The sequence below is a fragment of the Vreelandella vilamensis genome (assembly GCF_031451755.1).
Lineage (GTDB): Bacteria > Pseudomonadota > Gammaproteobacteria > Pseudomonadales > Halomonadaceae > Vreelandella > Vreelandella vilamensis.
The window spans coordinates 1-748 of sequence record NZ_JARWAN010000067.1; the positions used below are offsets into that span (position 1 = coordinate 1).

At 47.2% G+C, this 748-nt stretch carries 1 protein-coding gene; it reads right to left on the reverse strand.

Annotation, left to right across the window (positions count from 1 at the left end):
• The coding region (locus QC823_RS16160) for a hypothetical protein (RefSeq protein ID WP_309657362.1) at positions 1-748 on the reverse strand (748 nt) is incomplete at both ends.

Below are 748 nucleotides of genomic sequence, written 5' to 3' on the forward strand. Positions count from 1 at the left end.
TGCACGCGGCCTATGGGGGTGTTGTCAGGATCAACGCCGCCAGTGCTTGAGGCGCCGGGCATATCATCCCAGGTGGCCTTGATATCAAATTTACCGTTGCCCGATACCAGCAAGAAAAGAGGCTCATCTATTTTATCAATATTCAACTTCTCAATCATGCTATCAGTAGAAAAAGTCTTGCCATCATTAGGGTTGGTATCGAACCTGTCACCGTCGCCAGTATAGGTAAATGTCATATCCTCATATTTCAACTCTGTACCAGCGGTAAGGTCCTCAGAGTAGCTATTGGGATTAATGAGTTTGTCACTACTGTATGTTGTCCCTTCAGGAAAACCATTAGCTAAGGTAAATATATTTGTTTCCACATCTTCTGCCGAGGTGACGGGGATGCCATCGTCATTATTTTTCCAGGTATAATCTGCTTCGGTGCCTTCCCAAGACGAGGGATCGGCATCCGTTCCTTCAACTGGCGTGCCGATTAGGTGCTTGCCATTTTGGCTAAACAGCTGGATATCATCATCGGCACCCCGATCCTTCAGATGAATTTCAACATTTTTTGCGCCCGTCGGAATGAAGGCGACAGGCCTTAAGCCTGATTTCATATCTTGCCAAGTTCCCTCGTTCAGAACATCGCTGATTATTTTAGTTTCACCTAAACGCGTCGTACTCTGCGATTGAAAATCAACTGTAGAGTAGGGCATAGGTCGCACGGGGCCTTGAGCGGCGGCGATCTTGTCCAGGTCGTTAA